This window comes from Dyadobacter sediminis (assembly GCF_005860765.1).
Taxonomy (GTDB): domain Bacteria; phylum Bacteroidota; class Bacteroidia; order Cytophagales; family Spirosomataceae; genus Dyadobacter; species Dyadobacter sediminis.
Genome location: NZ_VCEI01000025.1, coordinates 1 through 15,779, shown reverse-complemented (window position 1 = coordinate 15,779; position 15,779 = coordinate 1). Strand labels below are relative to the sequence as shown.

Sequence of the window (15,779 nt, the reverse complement as noted above, 5' to 3'; positions counted from 1 at the left end):
TTGCATCACTTTTAACAACGGTCTGCATAGCATTTTTAAATGAACAAACTGAATATTCCTGCACATGAAATGTTGCGTATGTTCGGCATAGTTTTTTCTTGTAATCCGTTTATTGAATCAATCAGTACGGTTTATTTTATTATAGCATAAGCCGGAATCTGGTTTTCTGTATTTGTGAAATGGAATCGACAAACGTCAGCCAGACTGATTATATAAATATCAATAACCTAAATTATTTTCATTATGGATTTGCAACACACCGATAAGGATAACGAAAACAAACCGCATCCATCGAACAAAAATATGAGTGAGCCGGATACTCTGGTAGAAACACTTGAAAGTTTGCAGGAACAAGGTTATACATACGATTTCAACATGACCGCGCATTCGTTGGAATTCCATAAAGAAGATGGCATCAAGCTGTCGCTTTCCCCGGATGATTTTGACATTGTAAAAGTTTTCAGGTTTGAAGGTATGACAAACCCTTCGGACATGTCCATACTTTATGCGATTGAATCCAAAGATGGCCTGAAAGGTACGCTTGTCAGCAGCTACGGGGTTTATGCCGATGCGATGTCTGCAGAAATGATTAAGAAACTGGATACAAGAAGCTCGCTGATCGTTCATCCGACCGATGATCAGAATGCGGAGTAAACAATATTGCACTTCATCAATAAATTAGTTAAGATCAAGATGTTATTTGACCAGATTCTGGTTTGAATAACATCTTTTCTTTTGAGGCCCGTAATTAAAAACGTCTGAGAACTTACTTTATATCCTGTACTATGCCAATATTTTTTCCTTTATGAAAGAAATTTTCGAGTGGGATCGTGTGCTTTTTAATGAAATGCCAGTTGCTTTTCTGCTGGAAGTAATGTTACGGTCCACCGTCATGTTTACTTTCCTGCTCATTGCGTTGCGCATTACCGGAAAAAGAGGCGTAAAACAGCTGTCGATTTTTGAAATCGTTATCATTATTTCGCTGGGCTCTGCTGCGGGTGATCCCATGTTTTACGAAGACGTAGGCATTATTCCTGCTCTTGTCGTGTTTTCGACCGTCATTGCACTGTACAGATCGGTAACATGGCTGACCGGGAAAAACACTTGGTTTGAAAAACTGATTGAAGGCAAAACGGTTTGTCTCATCCATAATGGCAGATTTTCAATAACCGAATTTGCAAAAGAAAGCCTGGCGCAGGACGAATTTTTTTCTGAACTGCGCGTCAAAAGCATCGAGCACCTCGGACAAGTGCGCAATGCTTATCTTGAACCTTCCGGCGAGGTCAGCGTTTTCTTTTTCAAGGATGAAGATGTAAAATACGGCTTGCCTCTGCTGCCTGAACTCTACAATAAGAAAAGCAAGTCTATTTCAAAAGACGGTTATCACGCATGTTCATTTTGCGGCCATACAGAAGAACACCAGGCAGGAACCGCCATATGCCCGGTTTGCGAAAAAGACGAATGGGTTACAGCCATAAACAATTTGCGGCTTGCCTGATTTTTTCTCTTGGAAATTCTTGAAATAAGGCCCTAATTGGGTATTTTACGTTAAAATATCAAAGTATTACTATGGAACTGATTGAATTGACAGAAGATCTTATTAAGTCTGTGGAGCAGCGTTCACAGGGACAATCTTATCCTTATTTTGTAAAAAGTCTTAAATCCTTTGGTGTTGACAATTATGAAGTAAAGGTCAAGAACAATAAGAGAACTTACACCGCTATGAACGGGGAAAAACTGATTATTCCCGGCGATTTTCCTGAATTTGAGTGTGCCGAAGCGTTTGTACTGGAAGATGTCAAAGCTGCAATCAAGCGTAATCAGGAAGGCGCCACGGATTACCCGACATTCCTGAGAGAAATCGGAAATGCCGGGATTCATACGTACGTTGCAGACCTGACCGGAATGAAGGTAATTTATCAGGGGCCCAATTCTGAATACGAATACGAGGAAATTATTCCAGAAGTTTGAGCCTTTTATTCATTTCCTCCAGATGATCGTCGTTAAAATCAAGATGCGTGATAAAACGGACCAGATTTTTGCCGAATGCAACAGCCAGAATACCAACATCTGCCAGCTTTCTGACATAGGCGGATTCTGAAATCGTTTCATCCACTTCTATAATGACAATATTGGTATCAACAGGAAGTATATTTCTGACTTCCGGCCTGGCACGGAACATTTCTCCGATCTTGCGTGCCCTGCCATGATCTTCTTTGAGACGTTCTATATGATTGTCCAGCGCGTAAATTCCTGCGGCAGCCAGAAAACCGGCCTGCCGCCAGCCGCCACCCATTACCTTACGGAAGCGACGCGCTTTGCTGATTACTTCCCGGGTTCCGAGCAGCAGTGAACCGACCGGGCAGCCAAGCCCTTTGGAGAGACAAATGCTGATGCTGTCGAAAACCTGCCCGTACTGTTCCGGTGACTCGCGGGTTTCCACCAATGCATTGAAAAGCCGGGCGCCATCCAGATGCAGCGGAATGTTGTTTTGTGAACAAACCTCCCGGATCGCTTTTATCTCCTGAAAATCATAATAGCAGCCTCCGCCTTTGTTCATGGTGTTTTCCAATGATACAAGCCGCGTTACCGTTGAATGAATATCATGGACAGGACTTATGGCACCGGCAACCTGAGCAGCAGAAATGCGGCCTCTGTCACCATCCAGCAGCTTCACGGACGATAGTGCGTTCAGCATAATGCCACCGCCTTCGTAAAGGTAAATGTGAGAATATTTGTCACAGATCACATCGCTTCCGGGCTGTGTATGCACACGGATTGCAAGCTGGTTGGTCATGGTTCCGGAAGGACAGAACAAGGCATCTTCCATTCCAAAAAGCCTGGCTGCTTTTTCCTGCAGAGCATTCACCGTCGGATCGTCGCCCAGTACATCATCGCCCACTTCTGCCGCCCACATGGCCTGCTGCATTTCCGGCGTAGGTTTTGTAATCGTATCGCTTCGTAAGTCTATTTTCATTTTCAAAAATACCTTTGCCATTCAGGCCCAATTCTTTTTTTTCAACATTTCTATAATGCAAATAACGGAATGTTCATTTTAAAGAACCTGTATATTTTGGTAAAAACGCAGGCAGAAATGAAATTTCAAAGCTGTACGCCTGAAATTTTAAACTGATATATTGCAGTAAAAAAGAAAGAATGGAATTTGAAGAATTTTTGAAACAGAAAAAAATTGATGCTACTGCATTCAGAGAAGCTGATGAAACCCGGTTTTCAGAATGGAAAGAATTGTTTCCAAACATGCACCCTGAAAGCTTTACAGCCCAGAAAAAATTCCTGATCAATGAAATACGGAGAAGGTATCACCTCAAGGAGGATGTTGCATAGTGCAATTTTACAAACTACATTTTGGCATAAAGTAGTTGAATATGGATATGGTTTCTGTTGATTCTTCCAGTCTGGCTGCTATTGGCTATGATTATCCGAAACGGACTTTGCGCGTGAAATTTTTATCAGGGCGGATGTACGATTATAAGGAAGTGGACCCGGAAATATTTCAGCTTTTTCTGAAATCGCCGTCCAAAGGTTCTTTTTTTGACCGGAACATCAAGGATTGCGGCTATCCTTTTATCCGGCTTGAATAACGCTTTCTTTCTTTCAGAGTAGCTTGATGTCTGCATCCGTAACTTTCAAAAGCTAAAAGCTAACAGCCAACAGCTAAATTAACCTTTCCCGCAGGTCTGAGTTTTTTGTACAGTATTTTCCTGAACAGAAAACCAGAAATTTCATGAAAGACAATTTTTCAAAACAGGCCGATGCATATGCAAGGTTTCGTCCTACGTACCCGGACGAAGCTTTTGACTTTATACTTTCCACGGTTAAAACCAAAGATGCTGTATGGGATTGCGGAACAGGAAACGGTCAGCTTGCAGCAAAACTTTCCGGATATTTCAATACGGTATTTGCAACCGATATCAGCGAGAAGCAGCTTAGTAATGCGGTTAAAAGAGAAAATATCCGGTATATCGTTGCGAGTGCTGAAGAAAACAGCTTTACTGAAAACCAGTTTGACCTTGTTACCATAGCGCAGGCCATTCACTGGTTCAACTTCGACAGATTTTACGCCAAAGTACATGCTGTACTGAAAGATGAAGGCATTATTGCAGTCATTGGCTACGCACTTCTCGAAATTGACGAAGCAACAGACAAAGTAGTTCAGAAATTATACATAGATGTTCTCGGGCCATACTGGGACAAAGAGCGGGAATATATCAACCAGAGATATGCTACCATCCCGTTTCCGTTTGATGAAATAAAATCAGGGCAACAATTTGTTCAGGTTATGCAATGGAGCGCAGATGATCTGATCGGGTACTTGAATACCTGGTCTGCTGTGCAGCATTACATGGAACAGAACAAAAGCAACCCTGTTGAAGAGATAGCCGAGGAACTTCGCCAGTTGTGGGGAAATGAAGATAAAAAAACTGTCCGTTTTCCTACACTGCTGCGGATCGGAAGAAATGTAAAACAGCCACGCAAAGCCTGAGAAGACTCAGGCTTGAAGTCAGGCACAATAATTGATAAGGCAATTAATGTAATACTTAATTCTTCAATCGACTATAATCTCTAAAATCAATGAAAAACATCTTTTGTACGTTTGCACTTATGCTGCTTGGCAGCATTTTGTACGGCCAGGCTTCTGCCCAGCCTTCCATTTCTTTACACGGATCATACGGATTCTCGGATCAGGGAGATATTTCAAACGGACTTTATGGCGGCGGAGCACAGCTTCGTTTTTTTCTTGGACCCAGAGTAGCGGTGGGTGCTACTGCAAAAGTATTTACTGAAAACCTGGAAATTACCCCAAGTACAGCAACTGTGGAATCGTCCAGCTCTATTATTCCGATTTCCGGATTACTTGAGTATTATTTTACAGATAAAGGAATCCGTCCATACGTGGGAACAGAAGCCGGCGTTTACTTCCTTAAGCTGAAAAGCGGTGACCTGACTGCCAATGCATCCAACTTTGGTATTGCACCAAAAATAGGTCTTCAGATTCCTCTGGGAAAAACGTTCGGGATATTTGCGGAAGGCGCTTATAACGTTGTTTTTGGTAATGACAACACGCTGACTGTCGGCAATGCCAATAATGTAGACTTCAACAATTCTACCAAATACTTTACACTTCAGGCCGGTATCATCATTGGTCTCGGAAGTTCATTCTGATTACCGCTGATTTACATTCCCGGATATGTTCCGGGAATGTAAATCAATTATTGATATCATTTTCTTCTGAATCTTCTGAATCCGTCCGGATCATCCTTTCATTTCTTCCATCAGTTTTTGCAGAATACCTACTGTTTTTTCAGTTTGCTCTTTACTCGGCGTAGTGTCCCAGTTTCCGACTATGCCGTTGCTTCCAATGAATATGCCGTCTTTTCTTGAAATAAAATTGGCACCTTGCGTATAGAGTTTGTAATGGATGTCACTTTGCGGGATAAGGCATGAAAGCTGACCGGAAACCGGCGTAAGTTCCTCGTCATTAAACACAGGCTTTGCACCCAGTCCCATGCAGTTGACAACCACGTTTTCCTGCAGCGCATCAATATCTTCCGGTTTTCTGATTTCCTGAATTTTTACTTTTCCGCCAAACATCACAAAATCAGTTAACTGATGTCGCAGGTAAGCCGGAATGTTGAACATCAGATTGGAACGCCGCGTAACATGATTTGCTTTAAACGGATGTTCTCTGGAATCCAGTTTTACACGTTCCGGCAGCAATCCTTCAATCTCAAAATCTTCGCCGCCGGCACCCGGCGTGTAAACCGGCATTTCCCTGAAAACGCCGTATTCCTCCGCCCAGCATGCAATTTCATTCATACCCAGCAGAAACTGAAACCTGCGGAATGAAAATCTTGTAGCTTCTTCCCAGACCGTGCGAAATTCCGGTTTGGCTACTTTCACATCACATACACGCGATGCCGGCGACCAAGTGCCTGTTGCCAGATTACTCGTGATATTGGGCGGAACGTCTTTTGTATAAATGGTCACTTCGCAGCCGCTTTCCTGCAACAGCCGCGCCGTAGCAATGCCGACGGTACCGCAGCCCAGAACCGCAATTTTCTTTTCGTTGGTAGCAAGCACATTTTTCCTTGCAATATTGCCCGTTCCCCATGACAGCGACCAGCCACTGCCTCCGTGTCCGTAATTGTGAACAATTGTTTTATTTCCAAGTTTTTCAACATCCAGTCTCGGACCGGAAGCACGAAACGGCCTTAAACCAACCGTTTCCTTTACAATACGATCGGTGGAAAGCCTTAGTTTGGGAATCTGGTGATAACCACGACTGATGTGAAAGTGCTTGTCGGGATATAATTGCTGAGATTTCGGCGCACAGGAAGCTGCAACCGCACCTATTGCAAAACTTGCAGGAACGGCCCTGGCAAAAAAACTTCTACGATTCATCGGACTGGATTTAGAGAATAGATACAGACGGAAATTAAGCAACACAGCAAAGTATTACAAATTTTATATCGTATTTGTAGTTATTAACCATATATCATTCCAACTATTCAAGCAAAATCCAATTATTAATGCACATATTTCAATTATAAGCCAATAATCATCATTTCAATTCAATTTGATTTTTGAAACAGAGAAAGGTTCGTCCTCCGGTTTGGCACCCCGGGTTTTATTGGGTTCTGTGCCCATTTGCAAAATCAGTTTTCCGCCATTGACAATTTCAGCATGCGTGAGGAAATTTCTTGTAAAAACCTTGCCGTTCAAAGTAGCCGACTGAATATAATACGCTGACTCAGAAACGCCTTTTGCTTCAATAACAAACTTTTTACCGTTACCCGAATGGATTGTTACTTCTTCAAAAACCGGACTTCCCAACACATATTCCGGCGTACCCGGAGCAACGGGATAAAAACCGATCATACTGAACGCCAGCCAGGCCGACATTTGTCCGCCATCTTCGTTTCCGCTTAGCCCGCCGTTTCCGGTGTCATATTCCTCACGGATGATTTTCCTTGTCAGCTTCTGCGTTTTCCAGGGCTGGCCTGCATATGCATACAAATACGAAATCTGATGATTTGGCTCGTTTCCATGCCAGTAGTGACCTTGTTCAAATAGTGTGTCCAGCTTGCTGGTCAATGCATTTCTGCTGCCCATCATGTTCTGAAGTCCGGCAATATCCTGCGGTACAAACCAGGTATACTGAGCCGGAGAGCCTTCGGTAATAAAGCTGGAACGCTTCACAAACGGATCGAAGTCAGCGATCCATTTTGCATTTGCATAGCGCCCGCGCGCATAGCCCGTTCCCGGATCAATGACGTTTCTGTAATTCATGGCTCTTTTTTTCAGCTTCGCGGCATCGTCTGTGAATCCCAAACCAGATGCCAGCACCGACAGGCAGAAATCGTCATAAGCATATTCCAGCGTGCGTGAAACCTGTTCGCGTTTGTGATAAGCCTGCCATACGCTGTCTTCCAAAGGAATATAGCCGTATTGAAGATACGAATTCAGCGCTCTCCTGCCCTTTCCCGCATCGTAGCTTTTCGGATCGGCATTGACTTCAAATGCATTTTTTCTCAGATAACTATAAGCCGTTTTCAAATCAAAATTCCGCACGTTCTTGATGTAAGCGTCTGCCATCACCGACATCGCATGGTCGCCGATCATGGCAGCGGTATAATGGTTCCAGCAGGGAAAAATCGGCATCCAGCCGCCTTGCTCCGCTTTTTTGACGAGCGACTGCATCATATCGCCGGTTTTTTTCGGTTCCAGAAGAATATTCAAAGGCATAGCCGCCCGGAAAGTATCCCACAAGCTGAAATCGCAGTAATAATCAAATCCTTCTGCAAGCTGAACGGGCGTTCCGCCGGCAAAAGAAGGATATTTCCCATCTGCATCTGAAAAAAGCCTCGGCGACAGCTTGGTACGATACAAGGCGCTGTAAAATAGAACTTTATCCTTTTCACTTCCTTTTACCTTTACTTTTCCCAAAGCCTCGTTCCATGCTTTTTCAGCCGATTTCCTTATTGTTTCAAAATCCTGACTTCCTATTTCTTTTTCCAGATTCAGCCTTGCACCTTCCAGACTTGTAAAAGAAGTACCGATTTTTACCGAAACGACTTGCTTGCCAGATCCAAAACCAAGGTACGCTCCGGATTTTACCTTGTCCCCGTTTCCGGTCACGGACCTTCCAGCCGGTGAAACCGTATCGCCGCGCCAGACGCCAAACTGCTTGATCGGACGGTCAAATTTCAGGACAAAATAGCCGCTGATTCCCGCCGGCTGGCCTGCTCCCTGATAAATCCTGTGCACCGGATTATAGCCTGTAATTTCTCCTTTTTCCTTGGAAACTTCGATAAAAGCTTCTCCTTCATCGCTATTTGGCTCAATAACAACAAATGATTCTTCCCCGCTTTCAAAGCTGAACCGCATCATTGCCGCGCGCGCAGTCGCCGTTACTTCGGCATGGATCTGATATTTTTCCAGCCATGTTCCGTAATACGCCGGCGATGTTTTTTCCTTTTCATGCATGAAAGCAGAAGCCCGCTGTTCAGCATCCGTAATCAGTTCGCCGGATAATGGCATTACAGTAAACGAGCCGTAGTCCTGCACGCAGGAACCGTTGAGCCAGTGCGTACCGCGAAATCCCTGAAAGCTGGTGTCGTTGTAATAATAGGGCGCAATGCATTTTGCTTCGGAAGCTCTCGTTTGCGGCGTCCAGTGCGTCATGCCGTTCGGAACGCCGGCGACAGGAATGGTTTGTCCCTTCAACTCACTGCCAGCTTCGCTGTGCATGCGTGCGCTTTCCGTTGCGGACGGAGCCGTTCCGATTCTGGTTTCCACGTAATCAATCAAAGGCTTTTCCTGCGCAGCAACATTCCTGATGCCGAACAACACGCATAGCAGAAAAGGAACGGGCAGCAAAGAAAACCGGAAATGCATGATCATTTTTGTTCGTTTTAATAGGGCAAAAGATTCCGAAAATATGTTATGTTACGCATCGCTTTTTGAAGTGCGCAATGTTTAAAGGTGATAAAAATCAACTTTTACCTTATGAAATTAAATATCATTGAAACCGGCTATTTCAAGCTGGACGGCGGCGCCATGTTTGGCGTCGTACCCAAAACATTATGGAACAGGCACAATCCGGCTGATGAAAACAACCGTTGTACCTGGGCGATGCGCTGTCTGCTTGTGGAAGACGAAGGAAAACTTATTCTGATCGATACGGGACTTGGCGACAAACAAGATCCGAAATTTTTCAGTCATTACGATCTTCACGGCGATGCCACGCTGTTTTCTTCTATTACAAAATGCGGTTACCGGCCTGAGGATATTACCGATGTCATTTTAACGCATCTGCATTTTGATCATGCCGGAGGCGCAGTCATTTATAATCCCGACCGTACGAAGCTGCTGCCGGCTTTCCCCAATGCTGTTTACTGGTCCAATGAATCGCACTGGAACTGGGCCGTAAATCCGAATCCGAGAGAAAAAGCGTCCTTTTTTAAGGAAAACATCATTCCGTTGCAGGATTCAGGAAGTCTAAGGTTTATAGAAAAAGGAACTTCGCCGTTTGCGTCCATTGATTTTATCCATGTGGACGGGCATACCGAGCAAATGATGCTTCCGGTGATCCGCTATAACAATCAGAAAATCATTTATGCTGCCGATCTTGTCCCGTCTTCCTTTCACATTGCGCTGCCCTGGGTTATGGGTTATGATGTGCGGCCGCTTCTGACGATGCAGGAAAAAGAACAGGTTCTAAAAACAGCCATTAAGGAAAATCATATACTGTTATTTGAACATGATCCGTTTTACGAAGCAGCGGTTCTGGAACAATCTGAAAAAGGCATTGTTATCCGCAGGCGTGGCGCATTAAGTGATTTTATTTAAATGAATGTATGAAAACCGGACTGGTTTTATCGGGCGGCGGGGCGCGGGGAATTGCGCATATCGGTGTTATAAAGGCACTTTTGCAAAATGGAATCCGGCCGGATATCCTCAGCGGCACGAGTTCCGGAGCCTTTGTCGGGGCCATGCTGGCTTACGGCCATTCGCCGGACGAAATTTTGGAAGCTGTTATCCAGACAAGTTTTTATCCTTATCTACGATTTGGGTTTGGCGCAAAAGGCTTGTTACGGATGAGCCGAATGGAAGCAATTTTGTGTAAATACATTCCGGAAAACAGTTTTGAATCGCTGAAAATACCGCTGATTGTAACTGCAACGGACATTGTCTCAGGCGAAGAAATCCATTTCAGAAAAGGCATGCTGGCTACACCCGTGCTGGCTTCGTGTTCGATTCCGGGCTTGTTCAGCCCGGTGCCATTTCAGGGACATTCACTTGTAGATGGCGGCGTGCTCAATAATCTGCCCGTTGAGCCGGTCCTGAATGAAGCCGAATTTATTATCGGTATGCACTGCAATCCGTTTGCATTGGACAAACCGCTGAAAACCACGTCTGAAATCGTGTACAGAAGCATGATCCTTGCGATGCACAGCAAAACAAAAGAACGTTTTAAAAAATGCAATCTCCTGATCGAACCGCCGGAACTCAGCCGTTACAGTATCTTCGACTTCCGAAAAGCACGCCAGCTTTTTGATGTCGGCTATCGTTATACAACGGAATTACTGCAGGAAAGAGCGGCTGAAGAAATGCGTTCAGGCGGTTTTACAAAATAAATTTACTGAGCTTCCAATGCAGCTTTGGCCATCAGTTCGTCAGCAGATTGCTCTGGCTTGTTTCCCAAAGTTTGCAACACCCAGTTCCCGACCTGAAAACCTTGCTTCTGACCGTTTACAACAGCGTCCATAAAGTGAATGCCGCCATAAAACCGCGACATGCCCGATTCCTGTGCCGCTGCCAGAAACGATTTGAACTTACGCGGTTTCAGGCCAAAAGGCTCTTCCACGGTGTCGGTATAGGCAAAATGGTCTCCAAGATAATGCGTGAGGATCAATGCAGCCGCAGAGGAAATTACCGAATGGCCGCTGAGATATTCCGGAAAAGGCGGTGTCTGTAAAAACGGCTGCCACGACGGATCGATGTATTTGCGGATCGCAGTTTCAGGGCGGATGCGATTACTTCTGTATTTTTCGTCCCAGCAAGCCATGAACCCGTCCATTAAACCGATGGCTACTGAAGTCGTTACCAGCATTGTTCTGGAAAAATCCGATTGGGCCTGTTTGCATGCAATAGCCGTAATTCCCATCCAGTGAGCACCGGGTGATATCTTTTTCATCCCGACGAGCAAATGGCCTTTGTTTTCAAGTGCAAACGGATTACAATCCCAAAATGCAGCCATCACACGATGTTCAGGTTGTTTCTGATCGTCATAATTCATTTTCATCAGCCTGAAAAATTCCGATTTTTTGCTTTCGGAAAATGCTGCAGGCGGGGCCGGACGAAACTGGGATGAAGAATCCAGCGTAAATGCACGTATTGTTTTAAAGAAAGGTTCTACCGGCGGAAAATATCCCGGCGGTGTAGGGTACCAGCTTCCCGCTTCTTTTTCAGGCTCATAGCGGGGAAAATTACTGATCCGGTTGTAACGGTCGGCCTTGGCATATTTGAGAATCTGCATGGTTATGGCGGATGCATATTCCTGTGAGCCGGCAATCACTTCATCACTGAATCCCGCATGACGGCACGAATCGATCAGCTGATCCTGAAATTTCTGGTGAAGCGCGCCCGAAGGCTGCATTTTTTTGGCCGTTTCAATCATGGCCAAGGCTGCTGCGAGCTGATAGGAATAAGCTTCAACTGACGGCTTCTGTATTTCAGGAAACTCGTTCAGAACACCATGCATACTTTTGTAAGCCGTGTCATTTTGCGCTACAACTTCATAGCCGGCCAGACATGCGTAAGCGAAAAAACGTGCACTGAGCGGCGGATTAGTAACATCGTGTATCATTACGTCCGTCATTCGTGAAGTAACCTGCCCAATGGCCTGGGGACTTACATAATCCGGTTTTTCATTCTTTTTACAACTGCCAAGCAAATAGATAGCCGCAATAAGAAAAGCAGCTTTACTGAACTTTATCAATTTTATACGCTTTTATTTCCTGCTGATTAATCCCGAACAACAATTTATTCCCGATTGGAAGCACGCTTCTTACATCGCCTTTCAGGCCAAGCCCGGATTTGTTCTGATCCATATACGTGAACTTTCCATTGCCGTTTCCTTTTAACAAAACGCCGTAATTGGCATCGTATTTGCCGAACCTTAATCTTGCCCGGCTTACATTGCCGCATAACAGCAAATCTTTCTTCCCGTCCTGATCGTAATCCAGCGATGTAATGGTGTAAACCGGTGAAATCTGGGCCTGCAGAGGAAGGCTCTTTTCAGCGAACTTGCCATTTGGGCTTCTTTCAAAATAAGCCGTTTTCAGGTAATTCGACTTTAATTCTTTTGCACCTTCCAGTTCCTCGGGTGTGAATATTTCCTTTACTGTAGCATCCGCATAGCTTTTGTAATCCTGAAAACGTGTACGCATGATGCTCATCTGATCCAGCAGTTCGTCTCTTGTCACGTACGGATAACTTTTCCCCTGAATATAAAAACTCATGATCGGATCAATCGCGCCGTTATCGTCAAAATCCTTGTAAATCATTTCAACAGGTTCCGAATCACTGGCTTTGCATTGCGTGTTCAATCCCATATTGCCAAGAACCAGATCCGGTTTGCCGTCGCCGTTCAGATCCTCCGCCAGGATTTTATTCCACCATCCGCTGTATGTTTTATCGAAATAGTCAGTCGTTTTATTTTCCAGCTTTCCGTTTGTGTTGGTAAAAACCGTAACCGGCATCCACTCTCCGACTACGACCAGATCTTGCTTTTTATCCCCGTTCAGATCCATCCATGCTGCATCCGTCACAAGCCCGATCCTTTCAATTTCCGGAGCCAGTGCCGAAGTCTGATCTGAAAACCTGCCTTTTCCGTCATTGATCAGTATATAACTTCTTGGCGTTTCCGGGTAACGGCCGGGAATGACGCGCCCGCCCACAAAAAGATCAGGTTTCCCGTCGCCGTTTACATCGGCAGAACGTACGCAGCTTGTACTGGTGAGCATTTTCGGCAAGGCAGCAACGTCCTTTGTGAAATTTCCCTTTCCATCATTGATATACAAACGGCTTTGCAGCAACAGATCCTCAGGCATGAAACTGGCATAACCGCCGCTGCACACAAACAAATCCTGAAATCCGTCGCCATTTACATCCAGGAACAATGCGTCAGTATCTTCACTTTGCTTGTCTGCTTCCAGCGCCGGTACCGGTTTATCGGTAAAAGAACCATTTTTCTGCTGTAAATAAAGTTTTCCAGCTTCGCCCGATCCGCCGCCTGCAAATACATCTTCAAGCCCATCGCCGTTCACGTCGCCTTTTACCAAACAAGGCCCTGAAAACGAAATAGGATTGATCATTAAAGGCTGGCGCTTGAAATCGTTTGTCCTGATACCCGGATTTTTATACGCAACCGGCGACTGAACTGGCGTAAATACGGGCTCAGATGTATTGATTATGCTTTTCACAGACTTTGCTTCACTTTCAGAAAGTGTGAGCAACTGATTTATTTTCGGAGCAGTAATTTTCTGTTGTTTGCCACCCAGCCAGACTATTATTAAAGAATCAATTGCACTTTCTTTCCCCAAACCAAAATGCAGAACAGGCGAAACGCTGGACTGATAACCGCGCGTAGGCATTTGTTCGAGATATTGCTTCTTTCCTTTTTGGTAAATTGTGATTTTTGATCCGAGACCCAGTGTGTTGTTTCCTGCTCCGTTCAGTTTTATTTTCAGGAAATTGTTATTCAGTAATTTATCGCCGTCATTCTGATAAATGAATGCAGGTTTGTTGATGTTGTTGACAATCAGATCCAGATCACCGTCATTGTCCAGATCGGAATAAGCCGCTCCGCCACTGCTCGAAATGTCGCCCGTTCCCCATTTGTCGGCAACATTCGTAAAAGTGAGATTTTTATTATTCCGGAAAAGGTAGTTTTTCATATTGGAAGAAGGCATCTGATACACAAGGTTCAGTACATCTTCTCTTTTCACCTGACCTTCAATCCTTTTCAGATGATCGCCCATGAATTTGACAAAATCCATATTGGTAAAATCGCGGAGATTACCGTTGGTTATATACAGATCCTTCCAGCCGTCATTGTCATAATCTGCAAAAAGTGCTGCCCAGCTCCAGTCGGTATTCGAAACGCCGGACAACTGCCCGACTTCGGAGAACAAAGGCGCTTTTGTATTTTTTCCCAAGCCTTCGTTCAACTGCAGCATATTCCGCATATACTGGTGATGAAAGCCGACCTTTACATTGAAGTCAAAAAGTTCGTAATTATCCAGCCCGGAAAGCAGTTTCTGTCTGCGGTTATCTTCCGGCAGCATGTCCAGCGTAAAAATATCCGGCAGCCCGTCGTTGTTAAAATCGGCAATGTCATTTCCCATGGAAGAATGAGAAGTATGTCCGATACCTGCTTCCATGACATCCGTAAATGTTCCGTTGCCGTTATTGATGTATAGAAAATCCGGAACGGAGTAATCATTGGAAATATACATGTCCTGCCAGCCATCCTGATTTACATCGGCAATCCCGATTCCGAGGCCGTAAGTCAAAGGTGAACTGTGGATGCCTGCTTTCTTGGTTATATCCGTAAAGTATGGCTCGCTTTTTCCTTTCTGATCATTGCGAAACAACCTTACGCCGGTTACAGGATCATCTTTTTTCAGCAGATCGGCCGTACTCGCCTCGTCCAGAATCGGTAATGATTTCGGATTGTGATTCAATAGAAACATATCCAGGTCACCGTCTTTGTCAAAATCAAAAAAAGCCGCCTGCGTACTGTTGCTCGGATTGCCAAGGCCGTATTTTTCAGCGGATTCTTCAAACTGCGGAATGCCCGCAGCGTTGTTGCCTTTATTGATGAAAAGTTGATCTTTCAGGCTTTCGGGCGAGACATTCCCGGAGTAACAGACATAAATATCCAGCTTTCCGTCACCGTTCACATCCGCCATGGTTACGCCCGTTTTCCATGGCCTTTCCCTTCCTCCGACAGCCGCAGCCATGGTAATATCCTCAAAAATCATCTTTCCTTTGTTCAGATAAAGTTTGTTGGAAACCATATTTCCGGTAAAGTAAATATCATCCAGCCCGTCGCCATTGAGATCGCCGACAGCTACGCCGCCTCCGTTATAAAAGTATTCATACATCAGCACGTTGGTATTAAGGCCTTCGGTTAATGTATTTGCAAAGTCAACTTTTGTTTTCTCGGGTGGCAAAAGCGTAAAAAGGTGCGGGCCGTCATTTGCTTCTTCCGGTTTATCGTTATGCGAAGATTTGTCACAGCTTGTAAGAATTGAAACGCTTGTCAGTAGAATGATTCCTGCTTTCAAAAGTTGCATTCGCTTCATATCGGAAAAACGAAGGGTTGAATAGAAAAAAGAAACTATGCCTTCTTAACGGAAGGCATAGTTTCAGGTAAAATTAGTCAATAAAAGATAACTATTTATCGTAACCGGGATTTTGCACGAGCTGTGCATTTCGGTTAATCTCGTCACGGCTGAACGGACGGAAGTACATCTTGTCGATCCAGGTCCGGTTCTCATGCGCTTTTTCCTCCACCGGCGTGTAAGTATAGTCATACACGGCCGGATCGTAGCGGTAAGGTTCCTTCATCGACTTGCCCGCCTTGAACTTGCCCAGTACGGTAATGTAGGTCAATGGTCTTCCCAAAGTTTCCTTGGCGATCATCCAGCGGCGTGCATCATGGTAACGCTGCTCTTCATAGGCCA

15 protein-coding genes are annotated in these 15,779 nt (G+C 44.8%); 9 read left to right on the top strand and 6 right to left on the bottom strand.

Annotation, left to right across the window (positions count from 1 at the left end; genetic code table 11):
* Positions 1–243 precede the first annotated feature (243 nt).
* The 3 genes from FEM55_RS12495 to FEM55_RS12485 all read left to right on the top strand — a co-directional run bounded on the left by FEM55_RS12495 (position 244) and on the right by FEM55_RS12485 (position 1,971).
* On the top strand, positions 244–654 hold the full coding sequence (locus FEM55_RS12495) for a hypothetical protein (protein WP_138281716.1): 411 nt from the start codon (positions 244–246) through the stop codon (positions 652–654).
* Positions 655–805: 151 nt separating this feature from the next.
* Positions 806–1,498, top strand: coding sequence for a DUF421 domain-containing protein (locus tag FEM55_RS12490; protein ID WP_138281715.1), 693 nt, complete (start codon positions 806–808; stop codon positions 1,496–1,498).
* 71 nt (positions 1,499–1,569) lie between these two features.
* Complete coding sequence (locus FEM55_RS12485) at positions 1,570–1,971, top strand: DUF1398 family protein (protein WP_138281714.1); 402 nt, start codon at positions 1,570–1,572, stop codon at positions 1,969–1,971.
* Here FEM55_RS12485 and FEM55_RS12480 read toward each other — a convergent pair.
* A complete protein-coding gene (locus FEM55_RS12480; protein ID WP_138281713.1) occupies positions 1,955–2,977 on the bottom strand; it encodes a threonine aldolase family protein in 1,023 nt (340 codons plus the stop codon). The two genes, FEM55_RS12485 and FEM55_RS12480, sit on opposite strands and share 17 nt — an antisense overlap.
* A gap of 179 nt (positions 2,978–3,156) precedes the next feature.
* Between FEM55_RS12480 and FEM55_RS12475 the strand changes: the two genes are divergently transcribed.
* The 4 genes from FEM55_RS12475 (at position 3,157) to FEM55_RS12460 (ending at position 5,184) form a co-directional block, all read left to right on the top strand.
* Entirely contained in the window at positions 3,157–3,345 is a 189-nt protein-coding gene (locus FEM55_RS12475) for a hypothetical protein (RefSeq protein ID WP_138281712.1), read from the top strand.
* A 41-nt stretch (positions 3,346–3,386) separates the two neighbouring features.
* Positions 3,387–3,602, top strand: coding sequence for a KTSC domain-containing protein (locus FEM55_RS12470; protein WP_138281711.1), 216 nt, complete (start codon positions 3,387–3,389; stop codon positions 3,600–3,602).
* Between the two features lie 143 nt (positions 3,603–3,745).
* A complete protein-coding gene (locus FEM55_RS12465; RefSeq protein WP_138281710.1) occupies positions 3,746–4,504 on the top strand; it encodes a class I SAM-dependent methyltransferase in 759 nt (252 codons plus the stop codon).
* 89 nt (positions 4,505–4,593) lie between these two features.
* Positions 4,594–5,184 carry an outer membrane beta-barrel protein gene (locus tag FEM55_RS12460; protein WP_138281709.1) on the top strand — a complete coding sequence of 197 codons (591 nt, stop codon included), beginning with the start codon at positions 4,594–4,596 and terminating at the stop codon, positions 5,182–5,184.
* Between the two features lie 90 nt (positions 5,185–5,274).
* Here the strand turns inward: FEM55_RS12460 and FEM55_RS12455 are convergent, their stop codons facing one another.
* Positions 5,275–6,423, bottom strand: a complete 1,149-nt coding sequence (locus FEM55_RS12455) for an FAD-dependent oxidoreductase (RefSeq protein ID WP_138281708.1) — start codon at positions 6,421–6,423, stop codon at positions 5,275–5,277.
* Positions 6,424–6,588: 165 nt separating this feature from the next.
* Positions 6,589–8,925, bottom strand: a complete 2,337-nt coding sequence (locus tag FEM55_RS12450) for a GH92 family glycosyl hydrolase (RefSeq protein ID WP_229209229.1) — start codon at positions 8,923–8,925, stop codon at positions 6,589–6,591.
* A gap of 105 nt (positions 8,926–9,030) precedes the next feature.
* On the opposite strand from FEM55_RS12450, the gene FEM55_RS12445 reads away from it, so the two are divergent.
* Positions 9,031–9,873: an MBL fold metallo-hydrolase gene (locus FEM55_RS12445; RefSeq protein ID WP_138281707.1), complete on the top strand. Its 843-nt coding sequence runs from the start codon at positions 9,031–9,033 to the stop codon at positions 9,871–9,873.
* 8 nt (positions 9,874–9,881) lie between these two features.
* Positions 9,882–10,661, top strand: a complete 780-nt coding sequence (locus FEM55_RS12440) for a patatin-like phospholipase family protein (RefSeq protein ID WP_138281706.1) — start codon at positions 9,882–9,884, stop codon at positions 10,659–10,661.
* A gap of 2 nt (positions 10,662–10,663) precedes the next feature.
* On the opposite strand, the gene FEM55_RS12435 is transcribed toward FEM55_RS12440, so the two are convergent.
* From FEM55_RS12435 to FEM55_RS12425, 3 genes are all read right to left on the bottom strand, one after another.
* The gene (locus FEM55_RS12435; RefSeq protein WP_229209228.1) at positions 10,664–12,025 is read right to left on the bottom strand and encodes a vanadium-dependent haloperoxidase; all 1,362 of its coding nucleotides are present in this window, start codon (positions 12,023–12,025) and stop codon (positions 10,664–10,666) included.
* Positions 12,009–15,398: a VCBS repeat-containing protein gene (locus FEM55_RS12430; RefSeq protein WP_138281705.1), complete on the bottom strand. Its 3,390-nt coding sequence runs from the start codon at positions 15,396–15,398 to the stop codon at positions 12,009–12,011. Before FEM55_RS12430 ends, FEM55_RS12435 begins: the two co-directional genes overlap by 17 nt.
* 91 nt (positions 15,399–15,489) lie before the next feature.
* The coding region (locus FEM55_RS12425; RefSeq protein ID WP_138281704.1) for a RagB/SusD family nutrient uptake outer membrane protein at positions 15,490–15,779 on the bottom strand (290 nt) is incomplete at its 5' end.